This is a genomic window from Streptomyces sp. NPDC044704, assembly GCF_056433525.1.
The window spans coordinates 432,288-447,173 of sequence record NZ_JBWKGY010000004.1; the positions used below are offsets into that span (position 1 = coordinate 432,288).

Annotated in this window: 14 protein-coding genes; 11 read left to right on the forward strand and 3 right to left on the reverse strand. The window is 73.6% G+C overall.

Translation table 11 applies throughout. The features are described from left to right. The first annotated feature begins 193 nt into the window (after positions 1-193). The gene (locus AC07B0_RS12840) at positions 194-586 is read left to right on the forward strand and encodes a hypothetical protein (RefSeq protein ID WP_467299062.1); all 393 of its coding nucleotides are present in this window, start codon (positions 194-196) and stop codon (positions 584-586) included. Between the two features lies 1 nt (position 587). On the opposite strand, the gene AC07B0_RS12845 is transcribed toward AC07B0_RS12840, so the two are convergent. Next, positions 588-1,820, reverse strand: a complete 1,233-nt coding sequence (locus tag AC07B0_RS12845) for an MFS transporter (protein WP_478897985.1) — start codon at positions 1,818-1,820, stop codon at positions 588-590. Between the two features lie 66 nt (positions 1,821-1,886). Between AC07B0_RS12845 and AC07B0_RS12850 the strand changes: the two genes are divergently transcribed. Together AC07B0_RS12850 and thpR are read left to right on the forward strand one after the other, a co-directional pair. Then, positions 1,887-2,477 carry a CGNR zinc finger domain-containing protein gene (locus AC07B0_RS12850; RefSeq protein ID WP_478864289.1) on the forward strand — a complete coding sequence of 197 codons (591 nt, stop codon included), beginning with the start codon at positions 1,887-1,889 and terminating at the stop codon, positions 2,475-2,477. A gap of 79 nt (positions 2,478-2,556) precedes the next feature. Then, entirely contained in the window at positions 2,557-3,141 is a 585-nt protein-coding gene (gene thpR, locus AC07B0_RS12855) for an RNA 2',3'-cyclic phosphodiesterase (protein WP_356873025.1), read from the forward strand. A 14-nt stretch (positions 3,142-3,155) separates the two neighbouring features. Here thpR and AC07B0_RS12860 read toward each other — a convergent pair whose 3' ends face one another. After that, on the reverse strand, positions 3,156-4,337 hold the full coding sequence (locus AC07B0_RS12860) for an FUSC family protein (protein ID WP_478897987.1): 1,182 nt from the start codon (positions 4,335-4,337) through the stop codon (positions 3,156-3,158). Between the two features lie 763 nt (positions 4,338-5,100). On the opposite strand from AC07B0_RS12860, the gene AC07B0_RS12865 reads away from it, so the two are divergent. From AC07B0_RS12865 to AC07B0_RS12900, 8 genes are all read left to right on the forward strand, one after another. After that, positions 5,101-6,066 (forward strand): amino acid ABC transporter permease, encoded by a 966-nt coding sequence (locus tag AC07B0_RS12865; RefSeq protein WP_356873255.1) that lies wholly within the window; start codon positions 5,101-5,103, stop codon positions 6,064-6,066. Next, positions 6,063-6,854, forward strand: a complete 792-nt coding sequence (locus tag AC07B0_RS12870; RefSeq protein ID WP_478897989.1) for an amino acid ABC transporter ATP-binding protein — start codon at positions 6,063-6,065, stop codon at positions 6,852-6,854. Before AC07B0_RS12865 ends, AC07B0_RS12870 begins: the two co-directional genes overlap by 4 nt. Before the next feature lie 82 nt (positions 6,855-6,936). Beyond that, positions 6,937-7,953, forward strand: a complete 1,017-nt coding sequence (locus AC07B0_RS12875; RefSeq protein ID WP_356873031.1) for a transporter substrate-binding domain-containing protein — start codon at positions 6,937-6,939, stop codon at positions 7,951-7,953. A 50-nt stretch (positions 7,954-8,003) separates the two neighbouring features. Beyond that, positions 8,004-8,750, forward strand: coding sequence for a GNAT family N-acetyltransferase (locus tag AC07B0_RS12880; protein WP_478864287.1), 747 nt, complete (start codon positions 8,004-8,006; stop codon positions 8,748-8,750). 124 nt (positions 8,751-8,874) lie between these two features. Next, positions 8,875-10,098 carry an LLM class flavin-dependent oxidoreductase gene (locus AC07B0_RS12885; protein ID WP_478897991.1) on the forward strand — a complete coding sequence of 408 codons (1,224 nt, stop codon included), beginning with the start codon at positions 8,875-8,877 and terminating at the stop codon, positions 10,096-10,098. 25 nt (positions 10,099-10,123) lie between these two features. Beyond that, positions 10,124-11,509 carry an NtaA/DmoA family FMN-dependent monooxygenase gene (locus AC07B0_RS12890; RefSeq protein ID WP_478897993.1) on the forward strand — a complete coding sequence of 462 codons (1,386 nt, stop codon included), beginning with the start codon at positions 10,124-10,126 and terminating at the stop codon, positions 11,507-11,509. Then, complete coding sequence (locus AC07B0_RS12895) at positions 11,506-12,591, forward strand: LLM class flavin-dependent oxidoreductase (RefSeq protein ID WP_469379708.1); 1,086 nt, start codon at positions 11,506-11,508, stop codon at positions 12,589-12,591. The genes AC07B0_RS12890 and AC07B0_RS12895 overlap by 4 nt, the downstream gene beginning before the upstream one ends. Before the next feature lie 11 nt (positions 12,592-12,602). Next, positions 12,603-13,721, forward strand: coding sequence for an LLM class flavin-dependent oxidoreductase (locus tag AC07B0_RS12900; protein WP_478897996.1), 1,119 nt, complete (start codon positions 12,603-12,605; stop codon positions 13,719-13,721). A gap of 30 nt (positions 13,722-13,751) precedes the next feature. Here the strand turns inward: AC07B0_RS12900 and AC07B0_RS12905 are convergent, their stop codons facing one another. After that, a complete protein-coding gene (locus tag AC07B0_RS12905) occupies positions 13,752-14,756 on the reverse strand; it encodes a BtrH N-terminal domain-containing protein (RefSeq protein ID WP_478897997.1) in 1,005 nt (334 codons plus the stop codon). Between the last annotated feature and the right edge of the window lie 130 nt (positions 14,757-14,886).

A 14,886-nucleotide genomic window follows, 5' to 3' on the forward strand; every position in this document is an offset into this window, starting at 1 on the left:
TCCTCGCGAGTAACCGGCCGCGCGAGGGGGCCGCACTCCCCCGGCAGGCGGCTCCGGCCCCGCCGAAAGGGCCGGCCACCGGGGCCGACGCGGTTACGGGTCCGCCGTGACCTGTGTGGATGCCGTGACCTGCGTGGATACTGGCAGCCGGGCCGGGTGGGCGGCCCGCTCCGATCCGAGGGACGAGGAAGCGATGACCCTGACAGAAGGCCGGCGGGTACGGCTGGCGGCGGACCTGCGGCTGATCGACTCGCTGGCGGAGCCGGACGGCTCCCCGGCTCCGCAGGGAGCCCCGGCCGGGTCCCTGTCCCTCGCGGCGGGGACAGAGGGCACCGTCGAGCGGGTGGTCGAGGACCGGCACGAGAGCGAGGGGGTCCGTGAGTACCAGCGCCTCGCCTCGCTCCTGGACTCCTTCGGCCGTGACATGCCCGCGGAGAGCAAGAAGCGGCTCGAAGAGCAGGTGGCCGCGCTGGAGCCCGAGTGGATCGCCCACCAGGAGCGCGGCCCCCTCGTCACGGTCCGGGTGCGCTTCGACAACGGCTTCGTCCTGGACGGCGTACGGGCGGGCCTGTTCCTCGCGGACTGACCTAGGAAGTGATGGCCTCGGGGTGGTCCGGCCGCGGCGTCGGGGTGTGCTTCGGGCGGGGGTGCCTCGGCCGGCCGAGGAGGGCGTCGACCACGAGGAGCTGCGCGGCCGCGAGGGCGAGGCAGACGCCGGCGGTGCCGGCCCACAGGGCGGTCACGCCGGCGTGTTCGAGGGTCTGGGTGGCCGTGACCGGGGCCACGACGGTGGCGATGCCCCAGCTGATGCCGTACGCGGCCAGGTAGCGGTCGGTGGCTCCGGGCGGCGCCAGCTCGGCGACCACGCTCAGGGCGCGGCCCAGGATGATGACGTCGCCCAGGCTCCACACCACCGTGGCGGCGACGAAGGCGGGCAGGGCGTGTGCGACGGCGTATCCGGCGAGGCCGGCCGCCATGAGGACGTAGCCCAGGGCGAGGGCCGCGGAGGCGGGGAGCTCGGCGAGGCGGCGCAGGCGCAGGGCGGGCTGCGCGGCCACGACGGTCACGGCGGAGGTGGTGAACAGCAGCCCGGCATCGGCTGGTTCGAGGCCCCGGTGGTCGAGGCTGAGCGGCAGCGCGATGAGGATCTGCATGGAGACCAGGGCGAAGACGGTACCGGCGGTGAACATGGCCACGAGGGCGCCGTCGCGCCAGGGGCCCGCCTCCGCGCGGCGGGCGGCGGGGCGGGCGGCGGGGCGGGCCGGCGGACGGCGCTCGTGGTCGGCGGGCAGCACGAGGTGGAGGACCAGCGCGCAGACGAGGCAGGTCAGCGCGTCGACGACGAACAGCCAGCGCAGGTCCCACCGGCCGAGCCCCGCCGCGATCAGGCCGGCTCCGGTGCCGCCGACGGCGAGCGCGGTGTTGAGCAGGCCGTACGCGCGCACCCGGTCGGCGGGGGCGACGGCATCGGCGATCATCCCCTGGCTCGGCGGTTCGTACAGCTCGAAGGCGAGTCCGAGCAGGATCGCGAAGACGGCAACCGTGGCCAGTGAGCCGGCGGCGGCGATGCCCAGCTGCGCGAGTGCGCACCCGGTGAGCCCGAGCACCATCGTGCGCCGGCGCCCGATGCGGGCCGCGAGGCGGCCTCCGGCGAGCCGGGAGGGGATCGTGGCGAGGCCGAAGGCGGCCGAGAGGATGCCGGCCGTCGTGCCGCTCGCGCCGAAGTCGGTGCTGATCAGGACGGTCAGGAAGGGCAGGGAGAAGGCGCCGAGCCGGTTGATCGCCCGGGCCGCCACCAGCAGCCATACGGTCCGCGGCATGCACGCCACCCCTCACGTAACCGGCGAATCGAGTATCGTCAGTCACCTACGCTAGCCATCGAGGGAGTGACTGGTCAAGTGATGTTCGACAGTCACGTAGTGGTGCTGCTGGACCATGCGGTGTCGCTCGTGAACGCGTTGACCGACGGAGAGGCCCGCGGCCGCCCCTACGCCGCTCCGCGCGGGGCGGAGCTGCCCCGCGCGGTCGACGCCGCGGTGTCGCACACCGCCGCGTCCCTGCCGCGCGACATCGACGAGGCGCAGGCCGCGTACCTGGTCGGTACGGCGCGGCGCATGCGGGAGGTCTTCCGGGCCATGCAGGACGGCAGGCTGGACGACGCCGCCGCGGCCGTGAACGGCCTCCTGCACGACACCGGTGCCCGGCCCCGGCTGGACCGGGGCGCGGACGGGCCCTGGCAGATGCACTTCCACGGCCCGGACGACTCGTTCGCGGCCGGGACCAGTGCCAGCTGCGCCACCGCGCTCGCGCTGGCCGTGGGAGGCGGTCTCGCCGGCCGGCTGGGCGTGTGCCGGGCCGACCGCTGCGACCGCGTGTACGTCGACACCTCCCGCAACGGCGCCCGCCAGTTCTGCTCCACCGCCTGCCAGAACCGCACCAAGGCCGCGGCCTTCCGCGCCCGCAAGGACGCCGGGTGAGCGGGGAACCGCGCCGGCGGCGCCGGCCGTGCGGGGCCGGATGTGACGGGACCGCCCTGCGCACTGTACGAAGTCCCCTGTGAACGAACAGATCCCGCCCGCCACCGTTCGGATATTCATCGCCCTCGCGCCGCCCGACGACGCCAAGGAGGAGCTCGCGCGCGAACTGCGCCCCGCCTACGAGGCGTACCCGCGCATGCGGTGGAACCGCATCGAGGACTGGCACGTCACCCTCGCGTTCCTCGGTGAGCTCCCGGTCACGGCCGTCCCCCTGCTGCGGCCCCCGCTCGCGGAGCTCGCCGCGAACCGCCGGCCCGTACGGCTGTCCCTGCGCGGCGGCGGCCACTTCGACGACCGGGTGCTGTGGAGCGGGATCGACGGGGACCTCGAAGGGCTGCACCTGCTCGCGGGCGAGGTCCGGGCGGTGGTCAAGGAGTGCGGGATCCCCTTCGAGGACCGGCCGCTGCGCCCGCACCTGACGCTGGCCCGGTCCCGCCGCGGCGAGCCGTCCTGCGCGGTCGGGGCCGCCGACGGCCTCGCCGGCTTCACCGGCCGCGGCTGGCCCGCCGAGCGCCTGCACTTGGTCGGCAGCAACATCGGCCGGGGCCCGGGTCCGATCCACTACCGCGACATCGAGTCGTGGCACTTCAGCGGCGCCCACTGAAGGCCGCCACTGCGCTACCGGAAGGCCGCCTGGTGCGGCCCGTGTTCGGGATCGAGTTCGTGCAGGACCTTGCGGGCGTCCTCCAGGATCCCGGCGGTGCACAGGACCCGCCACTGGCCGTACGCGGGTGACTGGCCGAGGGCGGTCGTCAGGAACCGCGTCTCGGCGGCGCCCTGGAGGCGGCGCAGCCGGACCCACTGCGCTCCGGTGCCCCGCCGGGCGCCCATGTGGTGGTCGGCGACTTCGGTGACCAGGTCCGCGAGCTCGGTCAGCAGGCCGTCCAGGCCCTCCGGTGCCCGCCCCGGCTCGGGACGCAGGGCCGCGTCGCGCTGGTCCCAGTGGAGCGCCGGGGGCCGTCCCCCGCGGTAGGACAGGTTGTGCAGGCCCCGGGCGATGCCGCGCAGCTGGTGGCTGACGTGCTCCAGCGCGGCCGACGCCTCCGCCAGCTGGGCGACCTCCTCCGCGCCGGCCCGGGTGCGCCACCGGGCGGCCTCGTGCGCCTGCCGCACCGCGGACCGCACCTCGTCCAGGCGGCCGCTGAGGGCGCGGGCGCGGACGACCCAGCCGCCCGACGCGGCTCCCCAGGTTCCGTCGGCCAGGCCCTCCCCCATGGCCCGGAGCAGGTCCGCCATGTCACGGGTGAGCCGGGTCGTCCGGTACCGCGCCTGCCGGGCGAACCCGGCGGACGGCACGAGCAGGGCCACGGCGGTGCCCACGAGGATGCCCAGGATGTTCTCCTCGATCCGGGCCGTGCCGTAGCCCAGCCGCTGGCTGCTCCCGACGACGAGTACGGCCGTGAGGCCGATCTGGTGCATCTGCGGACCCAGGCGCAGCAGGCGTCCCGCGACCATCCCGACCGCGGTGACCAGGGTGATCGTCAGCAGTCCGGTCCCCGTTACGGCCGCGGCGCCGGCTCCGAGGAGGACGCCGACGACGACGCCGGCCGCCCGCTGGAACGCCTTGCGGGCGGTGGCGTACGGGGTGGCCTGGACGACGAGGATCGCCCCCACCGGGGCCAGTACCGGATCGGGCAGGCCGAGCAGGTCGGCGGCGATCCACCAGGACAGGGCCGAGGCGACGACGGTCTTGAGGATGGTGACCCCGTCGCCGAAGCCGTCCACCGCCCGGGACCGCAGCCGGGCCGCGAGGCCCCCGGTGCCGCCCTGGCCGTTGCCCTCGGGGATGCTGCCCGGCATGCTGCGTCTCCCGACCGGTGGTGATCACGTGACACCGCCGACCCTACCGACGGGCTCCGCGCTTCCGCGTGCGGCCGGGCCGTACGGCCCCGCAGGACGGGCCGTTCAGCGGGGCCGGGCCGGCGGGTTCCGGGGCGAAGAAGTCGTCGCGGCGGACGTGCGGTCCGGCCGAGCGGCCCACCAGGCTCTCCGGGGTCACCAAGTCGCCCGCGCCCGAGGCCACTTGGACGTGGGAGAGGACCTCAGCGCCTGCCCTTGGCCCGGTCGTAGCCGAGGATGAGCAGGGCCACGGCCATCACCGCGAGGTGCACCCATGCCGGAATCACCTCGTCCTCCTCTCGGTCCCGGTCCCGGGAACCCGCCCGCGCCGGCGCAGGACCGAGGCGAGCACCGCTTCCTGGAAGGCCGGCAGCTGCGGCCCCAGCCGTGCGCTGATTTCCTCTAACGAGATCCGCTTCCTTGTCCTCATGACCCGCGTGTGCCCGCGGACGGCCCGCTGATGCGCGCGTGCCGTCGGCCGGACCGGTCGCGCGGACCCGGCCCGGGAGGGCCGTGCCGGACCGGCTTTATTTCACCAAGAGGCGTTATGTGTACGGCGGATGAAATCGAGACACGTTTCCTCGTGTCGCAATATCCATTGCCATTGACACCCCTTCTCGGTGCTGCCTAGCTTACGCCGCAGATGACGACATCAGCGGCCTCTCCCGTCCGGCATGACGGCTGCTTTTCGATTCTTCTTCCGTCGAATGCTGCTGGAGTGTCCTTGACCGAATCTCTGCTCCTCTCCGCGCCGCCCGCCGGGTCCTCCGGGCCCCCGGCGGCGGCCGAACGGGTCCTCCCGCTCCGCCGCCCCGGGCGGTGGATCACCGCCGCCGTCGTCCTGGTGCTCCTGTCCCAGGCCGGGCACGGTCTGATCACCAACCCCTTCTACCAATGGGACCGTTTCGCCTACTGGTTCCTGCGCCCGGTCGTCCTGGACGGGCTGCTCATCACGCTCCAGGTGGCCGCGTACAGCGCGGTCCTCGGCCTCGCCGGCGGCGTCCTGCTCGCCCTCGGCCGGCTCTCGGGCAACCCGGTGCTGCGGTCGGTGAGCTGGACGTACATCTGGCTGTTCCGCTCCGTGCCGCTGATCGTCGTCCTGCTCTTCCTCTACAACCTCAGCGCCCTCTACCCCACCCTCAGTGTCGGGGTGCCGTTCGGCCCCGCCTTCTTCACCTTCGACGAGTCCCGGCTCGCCACCGACCTGGTCGTCGCGGTGGTCGGCCTGAGCCTGTGCGAGGCGGCGTACGCGGCCGAAATCGTCCGGGCTGGGGTGCTCTCGGTCGACCAGGGCCAGCACGAGGCGGCGGCGGCGCTGGGGCTGCCCGGGCGGTACCAGTTCGCCCGGATCGTGTTCCCGCAGGCGCTGCGCTCGATCGTGCCCTCGTACGTCAACCAGCTGATCGGCCTGCTCAAGGCCACCTCACTGGTCTTCTACGTCTCGCTGCTCGACCTGTTCGGCTCGGTGCAGAGCCTGGCCAGCACCTATCCCGGCGACGTGGTGCCGCTGCTGCTCGTGGCGACCGTCTGGTACGTGATCCTCACCAGCGTGGTCTCCGTCGTGCAGTTCTACGTCGAGCGGTACTACGCCCGCGGCGCGCTGCGCACCGTGCCGCCCACCCCCCTCCAGCGGGCCCGGGCGGGCCTGGCGGACCTGCGGACCCGCTTCGCGAAGGAGACGGCCCGATGACCGCGACCGGCACCGCCGCGACCGCACGGCCCCCGGCCATCGAGGTGCGCGGCGTGCGCAAGTCGTTCGGCGGCAGGCCCGTCCTGGACGGAGTGGACCTGACCGTCGCGCCGGGCACGGTCACCGTGGTCCTGGGCCGTTCGGGTTCCGGCAAGTCCACCCTGCTGCGGGTCCTGAACCACCTGGAGAAGCCCGAGGCCGGGCATGTCAGCGTCGGCGGCGAGCTGATCGGCGTCGAGCGGCACGGCGGCCGGCTCAGGGAGCTGAAGAAGCGGGCGATCCTGGCCCAGCGCAGCCGGATCGGCTTCGTCTTCCAGAACTTCAACCTCTTCCCGCACCTGACCGTCCTGGACAACGTCGCCGCCGCCCCGGTCGCGACCGGCAGGCTGAGCCGGCCACAGGCCCAGGCGCTGGCGCGCGAGCTGCTGGAGCGCGTCGGGCTGGGGGACCGCCCCGGCGCCTACCCCCGGCAGCTGTCCGGCGGGCAGCAGCAACGGGTGGCGATCGCGCGGGCCCTGGCGCTGCGGCCGGGGGTCATCCTCTTCGACGAACCCACCTCCGCCCTCGATCCCGAGCTCGTGGGCGAGGTGCTGTCCGTCATCAAGGACCTCGCGACCGGGGGCACCACCCTCGTGATCGTGACGCACGAGATCGGCTTCGCCCGCGAGGTGGCCGACGAGGTCGTCTTCCTGCACGAGGGGCGCATCGTCGAACAGGGCCCGCCCGCACGGGTCCTGGACCGTCCGGAACATCCGCGGACCAGGGAGTTCCTCAGCAAGGTGCTCTGACCTCTGCCCCTGGACCCTGCCCCTGCCCCCGCCCGCCCCCGCTCATCTCACCCGGCTCACCGAACACTCGAAAAGGAACACCATGCGACGCCATTCCACCCTGCGCACCAGACTCGTCCGAGGCCTCGGCGCGGCGGCCGCGACCACCGCCCTCGCCTCCGGACTCACCGCGTGCGGCGGCGAAGCGGAGGCCACCGGCGGCGCGCCGGGCAAGGTCACCGTCGGCGCCGTCTCCAACGGGGCCGCCCAGCCCGCCGAACTGTCCGCCCCGGTCGTCGAATCCCTGCGCGCCCGGCTCCCGGAGGCCGTGCGCGAGCGCGGGGAGCTCGTCATCGGCGTCGGGGCCCTGCCCGCCGGCTACCCGCCGCTCGCCTTCGTCGGCACCGACCAGAAGACCTTCACGGGCGCGGAGCCGGACCTCGGCCGTCTGGTCGCCTCGACCCTGGGGCTGAAGCCGGTGGTCAAGAACTCCACTTGGGAGAACCTCTTCGTCGGCATCGACAGCGGCAAGGTCGACGTGGCCTTCACCAACGTCACGGTCACCGAGGAACGCAAGAAGAAGTACGACTTCGCCTCCTACCGGCAGGACAACCTGGCCTTCGAGGCGCTGAAGGAGGACACCTGGACCTTCGGCGGCGACCACCGCAACCTCGCGGGCAAGACCGTCGCGGTCAGTTCGGGCACTAACCAGGAGAAGATCCTCCTGGAGTGGCAGAACAAGCTGCGCTCCGAGGGCAAGGACCTGACGGTCAAGTACTTCCCGGACGCCAACAGCGTCAACCTGGCGCTGAGCGGCAAGAAGATCGACCTCAACTTCGGGCCGAGCCCCTCGATCGCCTACCACGTCACCCAGACCGCGGGCGGCAACGCCCCCACGCGCAACGCCGGTTCGTTCTCCGGGGCCGGCGAGTCCCTCCAGGGGCTGATCGCCGCGACGTCGAAGAAGGACAGCGGGCTGGCCGCGCCGGTGGCGGAGGCGATCAACCACCTGATCAAGAACGGCCAGTACGCGAAGCTCCTCGGCGCCTGGAACCTGTCCGACGAGGCCGTGACCACCTCCGAGGTCAACCCGCCCGGCCTGCCGGTCACCAACTCCTGAGCCCGCGGGCCGTCCACGGCCCGGGCGCCCCCACGGAAGGAGGGCTTCCCATGAGCACCGGCACGAACACCGGCACCCCCGCCCCGGTCACCCCGCACGTCCTCGACAACCCGGCCTGGGCCGCGCTGTCCGGCGCGCACGCGGTGTTCGCCGAGCGGGCCGGCGCGCACGCCGCCCGATACGCCCCGGACGTCGCGCCGTTCTCCGCGCTCGCCGATCCGGCCGACCCGCGGTCCTGGGCGGGGCTGCGCTCCCTGACCGGAGCGGACGGGGTCGTCGCCCTCGCCGGGGTGCTCACGCCGCCCGACGGCTGGGAGACCGTCGGGTCGGTCGAAGGGGTCCAGCTGGTCGACACCTCGCTGCGCGCGGAGCCCGCCCCCGAGGCGGTACGGCTCGGGCCGGACGACGTTCCCGAAGTACTGGAGCTGATCGCCCTGACGAAACCGGGGCCCTTCCTGCCCCGGACCGTCGAACTGGGCACGTACCTCGGCATCCGCGACCGGGGCCGGCTGGTCGCGATGGCCGGGGAGCGGCTGCGTCCGCCCGGCTGGACGGAGATCAGCGCGGTGTGCACCCGCCCCGGCTACCGCGGCAGGGGCCTGGCCACGCGCCTGGTGCGCGCGGTCGCCGCGGGCATCCGGGAACGCGGCGACGTGCCGTTCCTGCACACGGCGGCGAGCAACCGGGACGCGGTACGGCTCTACGAGTCGATCGGGTTCACCGTGCGCCGCAGGCCCTTCTTCATGGCGCTCCGCCCACCGGGCGGTCCGGGCAACACTGCCGCCAAGTTCTCTTAATATTCGGGTCATTGCATGGCCCACACATCGGGCGTAGCGTTTTCTAAGCAATTGCTGACGGGATGAATTCGAGAGCCCGCACCGGCCATTTTTCCGTCCGCCGATCAGGAAGGCGCATTCCGACGTGTCCGAATCCCCGTCACCTGCTGTTCCTCCCTCCTCCGCACCGCTGCACCTCGCCGTGGCCCTCGACGGCGCCGGCCGGCATCCCGCCGCGTGGCGCGAGCCCGGGGCCCGGCCGGAGGCACTGTTCACCGCCCGGTACTGGGCCGGGGCCGTCGCCGAGGCGGAGGCCGGGCTGCTGGACTTCGTCACCTTCGAGGACGGTTTCGCGCTCCAGTCCTCCTCGCCGGACGGCCCGGACGGGCGTACGGACCGCGTCCGCGGCCGGCTGGACGCCGTACTGACCGCCGCCCGCGTCGCGCCGCTGACCCGGCACATCGGGCTGGTGCCGGGCGTCACCACCACCCACACCGAGCCGTTCCACATCTCGAAGGCCGTCGCCACCCTCGACCACGTCAGCCGGGGCCGGGCCGGCGTGCACGTCCAGGTTTCCGGACAGCCCCACGAGGAACGGCACTTCGGCCGCCGCCCGGCGCCGCTCTCCACGGCGGAGCTGTACGAGGAGGCCGGCGACCACGTCGAGGTGATCCGGCGGCTGTGGGACAGCTGGGAGGACGACGCGGAGATCCGCGACGTGGCCACCGGCCGGTTCGTGGACCGCGCCAAGCTGCACTACATCGACTTCGAGGGCCGCCACTTCAAGGTCCGGGGCCCCTCGATCACCCCACGGCCCCCGCAGGGACAGCCCCTGGTGAGCGCGGTCGCGGCCCCCGGGGACGGCGAGCACGCGTACCGCCTCGTCGCCCGGTCCGCGGACGTCGGATACGTGCGCGCCGGCGGGACCGGAGAGGCCCGCGCGGCCGTCGAGGCCATCCGCCGGCTCCGGGAGGCGGCCGGGACGGGGACGGAGGCCCTGCACCTGTTCGGGGAGCTGACCGTGTTCCTGGACGAGGACGGCCCGGCGGCGGCCGCCCGCAAGGACCGGCTCGACGCCCTGGCAGACCACCCGCGGGCGGAGGACTTCGAGGTCTTCACGGGAACCCCCGCCGGGCTGGCCGACCTGCTGGAGGAGCGGCGGGCGGCGGGCCTGTCCGGCTTCCGGCTGCACCCGGGGGTCATCGCGCACGACCTGCCCGCCGTGACCCGGGGGCTGGTGCCCGAGCTCCAGCGGCGCGGCCTCTTCCGCACCGCCTACGGGGCGGACACCCTGCGCGGGCTGCTCGGCCTGGACCGGCACCCGGCCGGCCGCTACGCCACGCCGCCCTCCGCGACCCCCGCCGCCTGACCCGGACGATCCGGAAGGACGAACCATGAGCACCAAGCCGCTCAAGCAGATCCACCTCGCGGCCCACTTCCCGGGCGTCAACAACACCACCGTGTGGAGCGACCCGGCGGCGGGCAGCCACATCGACTTCGACTCGTTCGTCCACTTCGCCCGCACCGCCGAGCGCGCCAAGTTCGACTTCCTGTTCCTCGCCGAGGGACTGCGCCTGCGCGAACAGGGCGGGGAGATATACGACTTGGACGTCGTGGGCCGTCCCGACACCTTCACGGTGCTCGCCGCCCTCGCGGCCGTCACCGAGCGGCTGGGCCTGACCGGAACCATCAACTCGACCTTCAACGAGCCCTACGAGGTGGCCCGCCAGTTCGCCTCCCTCGACCACCTCTCCGAGGGCCGCGCCGCCTGGAACGTGGTGACCTCGTGGGACGCCTTCACCGGGGAGAACTTCCGCCGCGGCGGCTTCCTGCCGCGCGAGGAACGCTACTCGCGGGCCCGGGAGTTCCTGTCCACCGCCATCGAGCTGTTCGACTCCTGGGACGGCTCCGAGATCGCCGCGGACCCCGCCACGGGCACCTTCCTGCGGGACGCCCGCGCCGGGGCCTTCGCCCACCGGGGCCGGCACTTCGACATCGAGGGCCGGTTCAACGTGCCGCGCAGCCCGCAGGGCCGTCCGGTGATCTTCCAGGCCGGTGACTCCGACGAGGGCCGGGAGTTCGCGGCGTCCGGCGCCGACGCGATCTTCGGCCGGTACGGGACCCTGGACGAGGGCCGGGCGTTCTACGCCGACGTCAAGGGGCGCCTCCCCAAGTACGGCCGCACGCCCGACCAGTTGAAGATCCTGCCCGCGGCCACCTTCGTACTCGGCGACACCGATGCCGAGGCCCACGAGCACGCCCACGAGGTGCGCCGCCTCCAGGTCAGCGGACAGACCGCGATCAAGTACCTGGAACACGTGTGGAACCGGGACCTGTCCGGCTACGACCCCGACGGCCCGCTGCCCGACGTCGATCCCGAGGTGGGCGAGAACACCATCGCCCTGGGACGCGCGAGCGTACGGCAGTTCCGCGATCCGCGCGCCACCGCGCGTCAGTGGCGCGAGCTGGCCGAGGCGAAGAATCTGTCGATCCGCGAGCTGGTGATCGCCACCACCTCCCGCCAGACCTTCGTCGGCTCACCCGCCACGGTCGCCGAGTCCATCGACTCGCTGGTGCAGCAGGACGCGGCCGACGGCTTCATCCTGGTCCCGCACATCACCCCCGGCGGCCTCGACGTCTTCGCCGACACGGTCGTACCGCTGCTCCAGGAGCGCGGGGTCTTCCGCTCGGAGTACGAGGGCACCACCCTGCGCGACCACCTGGGCATCGCCGTGCCCGCCGCGGAGCGGGAAGCCGGGCGGGCGGCAGCCGCCTCGTGAAGTTCCTGGCCATCACCCTCATCACCGACTCCGCCGACCCGGAGACGGGGGCACCGATCCCGACGCGCGAACGGTTCCGCCAGGTCGTCTCCGCGGCACTGCTGGCGGAACGGCTCGGCTTCGACGGGTTCGCGGTCGGCGAGCGCCACGAGCGGCCGTTCCTGTCCTCTTCGCCGCCCGTGGTGCTCGCGCACATCGCCGCGCTGACCCGCGACATCCGCCTGTACACGGCGGTGACCACGCTCAGCCTGCTGGACCCGGTGCGGGCCTACGAGGACTATGCGACGCTCGACCACCTCAGCGACGGCCGCCTGGAGCTGATGATCGGCAAGGGGAACGGCACCGCGCAGCGCGAGCTGTTCGACGTGAGCCCCGAGGACCAGTGGGAACGCAACTCCGAGGGTTACGAGCTGTTCCGGCGGATCTGGCGGGAGGACAAGGTGAGCGCGCGGCCGCGGTTCCGGCCCGCGCTGGACGGCGCCGAGGTGCTGCCCCGGCCGTACCAGCGGAACCTTCGGGTCTGGCACGGCAGCGCCACGAGCCGGGACTCCGTCGACCTGGCGGCACGTCACGGCGACCCCCTGTTCTCGGCGAACGTCACCCACCCGATCGGTCCGTACGCCGAACTGATCCGGCACTACCGCGAGCGGTGGGTGCACTACGGGCACGATCCGGCGCACGCGGTCGTGGGCGCGGGCACGGCCGGCTTCCACACGGCGCCCACCTCGCAGGGGGCGGTCGCCGCCTACCGGCCGGCGTTCGCGCGGTACCTCGCCGCCCACCGGGCGCAGGGCGTGGAGCCGGTCTTCGCGACCCTGGAGGACTTCGTCGAGCGGAGTTCGGCCCTGATCGGCAGCCCGCAGCAGGTGATCGAGAAGGTGCACCGCTACCACGAGGAGTTCGGGCACACGGTGCTGCACCTCCAGGCGGAGCCGGGCGGGCTCACGGACCGTGAGCACCGGGCCTCCCTCGAACTGTTCCAGTCGCAGGTCGCGCCGGTGCTGCGCCGCTCGATCCCCGACCCGGTCTTCCCCGGCCCGGTCCCCGCCTCCCCCGCAGTCCCCTCCTCCCCCGACCTGTAAGGAGCACGGCCATGCCCGGCATCCCCCTCGGGGTCCTCGACCTCGTCCCGATCACCTCCGGTTCCACCGCCGCCGAGGCCCTGCACCGCAGCATCGACCTGGCCCGGCAGACGGAACGCTTCGGCTACTCCCGCTACTGGTTCGCCGAGCACCACCTCAACCCGGGCGTCGCCGGGACCTCACCCGCGGTCGTCCTCGCCCTGACCGCCTCGGCGACCACGAAGATCCGCATCGGCTCCGGGGCCGTCCAGCTGGGGCACCGCACCGCGCTGTCCACGGTGGAGGAGTTCGGCCTGATCGACGCGCTGCACCCGGGCCGCCTCGACCTGGGGCTGGGCCGTTCGGCCGGCCGGCCGCCGCAGCCCGCCCCGGACGCGCCGCCGCCCTTCGAGGGCCTGACCTCGAACGGCCTGCTGATACCGGCCCGCTTCTCCTTCGCGCACCTCCTCGGGCATCCGCGGGTGGCCCTCCACCAGCGGCTGCTGAACCTGCCGGGGGCCCGCCCGCAGGAGTACGCCGAGCAGGTGGCCGACGTACTGGCGCTGCTGCGCGGCGCGTACCGCTCCCCCGAGGGCGTGGAGGCGCACGCGGTGCCCGGTGAGGGGGCCGACGTACAGGTGTGGATCCTGGGCAGCAGCGGCGGGGTCAGCGCGGAGACCGCGGGCCGCAACGGGCTGCGCTTCGCGGCGAACTACCACGTCAGTCCGGCTTCGGTGCTGGAGGCGGCGGAGGGCTACCGGGCCGCGTTCAAGCCCTCGGACGAGCTGGACCGGCCGTACCTGACCGTGTCCGCCGACGTGGTGGTCGCTCCGGACGACGCGCAGGCGCGGGAGCTGGCCGCCGGTTACGGACCCTGGGTGCGCAGCATCCGTACCGCCGAGGGCGCCATCCCCTATCCGACGCCCGACGAGGCCCGGCGGCTGCCGTGGACGGACGCCGACCGCGCGCTGGTCGCGGACCGGGTGGACACGCAGTTCGTGGGGTCGCCGCAGACCGTCGCCGACCACCTGGAGCGGCTCCAGGGGGCCACGGGCGCCGACGAACTGCTGATCACCACGATCACGCACGGCCACGCGGACCGCGTCCGCTCCTACCGGCTGCTCGCCGAGGAGTGGGCCCGCCGCGGCTGACGCCCCCGCGGGGGCGGGCCGGCCGGGGCGCTACTTCCGGAGGGCTTCGACCGCCCGCCCCTCCAGTTCCAGGCAGCGGTCCACGTGCTCGGCGCAGGCGTCGAAGAGCACGCGCCGCTCCTCGGCGCCGGCCTGCGGGTCGGCGGCGAGGGCGCGGCCGGCCAGCTCCGACCAGTGCCGGGCGGATTCCCGGAAGAGTTCCGCGGCCTCCGGGCGGCCGACGAGGTCCAGGAAGTCGGCGTAGAGCGGGCGGGTGGCGCCCGGCGCCGTCCACTCCTCCTCCAGGCAGGCGTACAGTCGCGCGGTGCCTTCGCGGAAGGCCTCCGGGGAGCTGCCGAAGCGGTGCTCCCAGCCCGTCTTCGTGGTCCGGTCGCGCAGTTGCGCGGCGAACTTCTCCATGCCGGTGAAGCCGAAGTTGACGTCGAACTGGTTGCCCAGGACGGGCCCGGTGAGGTGGGTGACGGTGGAGGCGAGGGCCCCTTCGACGTCCGGCTCCCCCTCGGGCGGCCCGGTCGGCACGATCAGCTGGTGGCGGCCCTTGCGGTGGGCGGTCCAGGCGGCGCCGAACTCCTCGCGGTCGATCCGGTGCGGGGTCCGGGCGCCGTCCTCGATCAGCAGGTCGTCGCCGTCGTACCCGGCGATGACGACGGTGTAGGGGTCGGCGCCGGTCATCTCGGCGTCCGGGTCGGCCTCGTGCCAGGGCAGGGAGGAGCGGTCGACGACGCAGAAGGCGGGCTGTCCCTCGTCGAGGGCGGCCCGGACACGGCCCCAGCGGGGCTTCATCGCGCGGGTGGCGTCGTACGGGACTCCCAGGCGGCCGAGCGCGACCTGGACCCAGGGCTCGGGGTGGGCCTGGGCCACGATGGTCGGGAGGGGTGTCCGGCCCGCGTACTCGAAGACGAAGTACATGAAGCCGATGCCGCCGGCCAGTCCGGCGACCAGCTCCTCCGGGTGGGCGCTCCCCAGGGCATGGCGGATGAGGGAGGCCTCGCGGTGGCGTCCGGTACCGAAGTCTTCATACACGAGCACAGTCATGCCGTCAGCCTAGTAGCGCTCCGACGGCCGTTCTGCCCACCCGTGTCGGATCGCCGGAATCGGGGGGCGGGACGGCCCGGCTCGGGGGAGCGGCTCAGGGGGCCGGCTCAGGACCGGCTCAGGGGAGCGG

Bases quoted from the DNA above. Each gene is read 5' to 3' on its own strand.
- AC07B0_RS12890 (WP_478897993.1), top strand. From the start codon at position 10,124: ATGAGCACCAAGCCGCTCAAGCAGATCCACCTCGCGGCCCACTTCCCG.
- AC07B0_RS12880 (WP_478864287.1), top strand. From the start codon at position 8,004: ATGAGCACCGGCACGAACACCGGCACCCCCGCCCCGGTCACCCCGCAC.
- AC07B0_RS12900 (WP_478897996.1), top strand. From the start codon at position 12,603: ATGCCCGGCATCCCCCTCGGGGTCCTCGACCTCGTCCCGATCACCTCC.
- AC07B0_RS12870 (WP_478897989.1), top strand. From the start codon at position 6,063: ATGACCGCGACCGGCACCGCCGCGACCGCACGGCCCCCGGCCATCGAG.
- AC07B0_RS12905 (WP_478897997.1), bottom strand. From the start codon at position 14,756: ATGACTGTGCTCGTGTATGAAGACTTCGGTACCGGACGCCACCGCGAG.
- AC07B0_RS12860 (WP_478897987.1), bottom strand. From the start codon at position 4,337: ATGCCGGGCAGCATCCCCGAGGGCAACGGCCAGGGCGGCACCGGGGGC.
- AC07B0_RS12875 (WP_356873031.1), top strand. From the start codon at position 6,937: ATGCGACGCCATTCCACCCTGCGCACCAGACTCGTCCGAGGCCTCGGC.
- AC07B0_RS12840 (WP_467299062.1), top strand. From the start codon at position 194: ATGACCCTGACAGAAGGCCGGCGGGTACGGCTGGCGGCGGACCTGCGG.
- AC07B0_RS12845 (WP_478897985.1), bottom strand. From the start codon at position 1,820: ATGCCGCGGACCGTATGGCTGCTGGTGGCGGCCCGGGCGATCAACCGG.